Raw genomic sequence first — 2,100 nt, forward strand, 5'->3', positions numbered from 1 at the left:
CCGCCGGGCTGGTCCGGCTGCTGCGCTCCGGCGCCCCCGGGCTCGACCCGATCCGCTCGGCCCGGGCGCGCGGCGCTGGTTTCGTCCGGCTGAACCTGCTCGCCGTGCACCTTGGGTGCCTCGCCTGGTTACTGACCGGCTCCGGCGGCCTCCTGCCGTGGGTCCCGCTGGCCCTCGCCGCCGGCTGGTCGCTCGCTCTCGCCCGGTGGTCGGCGGTGGTCCGGGCGCAGCGCGAGAACGCCGTCCCGCGGGCGTCCGGCCCGGACGATCACGACCAGGCTGTCGAGCCCGCCGGCGCGATGCCACCGCGGTAGCCGGGGCCGGGTGCGCCGGCTAGGCGGGGTGAGCTGGGATCAGCCGGGGCACGAGGCGGACGTAGGCGACCATGCCGAGGACCTCGATGAGGGTCTGGGCCACCACCACGACCGGGGCGAGGGCGAACCGGTCGGGCAGCGCGAGCGCGAGCGGGAGTACGACGAGGGAGTTGCGGGTCGCGCCGCTGAACAGCACCGCCCGTCCGGCGGGGGCGTCGAGGCGGAACAGGCGGCCGAGCGCCGTCCCGGCGAACGCCATGACGACGAGGAACGCCAGGTAGAACGGGACGACGGCGGCCGCGTCGCCGAACCTGCCGTCGAGTTTCGGTAGCTGGGAGGCGAGGACGACGAGGAGCACGGCGGCCAGGAGCGCCACCATCGCCGTGCTGACGGTGGCCGCCACCCGTTGCCCGGCGGGTCGGCGTGCGGCCCAGGCCTGGGTGGCCCAGGCCAGCGCGAGCGGGATGACGATCAGGCTGAGGAAAGCCCGCAGGAAGGGGCCGGCGTCGACGACGTCGGCCAGCTCCGAGCCGAGAAACAGATACAGCAGGACGGGCAGGGCCAGCATCTGCGCGACGAGGAGCAGCGGGGTCGCGGCGAGCAGGCGCCGGCTGCTGCCCCCGGCCAGGCCGGTGAACACGATCACCCAGTCGACGCAGGGGCAGAGCAGGACCAGCAGCACCCCGAGCCGCACCGCCTGATCATCGGGCAGGAACGGGAACATCGCGGCGACCACGAGCGGCACGACGACGAAGTTCACGGCGAGCGCGGCGGCGAGGAACCGGCCGTCGCGCAGCGAGCGGACCAGCTCGGCGGCGGGGACCTGCAGGAACGTGACGTAGAGCAGCGCCGCCAGCAGCGGGCTGATCGCCTGTTCCAGGCCAGGTCCGACGCCGGGTGCGCCCACGCCGAGGAGGCCACCGACACTCATGGCGCTGAGGTAGACACCGACCTGATGCTCGTCCATCCAGGCGACCAGGCCGGCCCGTTCCCACGTCAGAGTCGGACTCCCCGCTGGTTGCCGTGTCCGGGCAGGTCCCGGTCATCCTCCCAGGTCGCCGGCGTCGCGCCGGCGCAGGGCAGGGGGCGGTGACCGGCCGCGGGTGGGTCAGGCGGCGGCGTCGAGCTCGGCGAGGCGCTGGAGGGTGCGGGTGGTGACGTGGCGCGGGCCGAGTACGCGCAGGCTGCGCTGGTGCGCGTCGGCCACCTCGCCGAGGGCCGCGTCGAGATGGCCGCGGGCCTGGGCGATCTTTCCGCGCAGGCCGATCGCCTGCAGGGTCCGCGGATGGTCCGGGCCGAGGACCCGCAGGCAGTCCGCCACCAGCTCGTCGGCCCGGACCGCCGCGCTCGCGGGCGCGCCGCGATGGTGGTCGAGCCGCGCCAGGTGGTAGCGGGTCACCAGGGTCGCGGGATGCTCCGGCCCGAGGGTGCTGGCACGGTCGGACCACACCTGCGTCAGGGTCTGTTCCGCGTCGGCCCACCGTTGCTGCTCGACGAGCACGTCCGCGATGTTGTTGCGGGTCGTCAGGGTGTCCCGGTGACGGGGGCCGAGGACCCGCTCGCGGCTGCGCAGGGTGTGCTCGAGCAGGCTGCGCGCCTCCCGAAGCCGGCCGGACTCGCGCAGCGCGCGAGCCAGGTAGTGCTGGGTCGTCAGGGTGTCCGGATGCTCCGGGCCGAGCACACGGGCACGGTCCTCGAGCACGCCGCGCAGGCCCCGCTCGGCCTCCTGCGGCCGCCCCTGCGCGGCCCGCACCCGGTACAGGTCGTGCTCGGCGGTGAGCACGCC

Annotated in this window: 2 protein-coding genes and 1 pseudogene; 1 reads left to right on the forward strand and 2 read right to left on the reverse strand. The window is 75.2% G+C overall.

What is annotated here, in order from left to right:
* A pseudogene (locus tag MXD58_RS26255) lies at positions 1–314 on the forward strand (hypothetical protein); the annotation flags it as partial.
* 19 nt (positions 315–333) lie between these two features.
* On the opposite strand, the gene MXD58_RS26260 reads toward MXD58_RS26255, so the two are convergent.
* Positions 334–1,281, reverse strand: a complete 948-nt coding sequence (locus tag MXD58_RS26260; RefSeq protein ID WP_248837907.1) for an arsenic resistance protein — start codon at positions 1,279–1,281, stop codon at positions 334–336.
* 141 nt (positions 1,282–1,422) lie between these two features.
* Positions 1,423–2,100 (reverse strand): tetratricopeptide repeat protein (locus tag MXD58_RS26265; protein WP_250610442.1); only part of this gene is annotated, 678 nt, incomplete at its 5' end.

Source organism: Frankia sp. AgKG'84/4, from assembly GCF_023242965.2.
Lineage (GTDB): Bacteria > Actinomycetota > Actinomycetes > Frankiales > Frankiaceae > Frankia.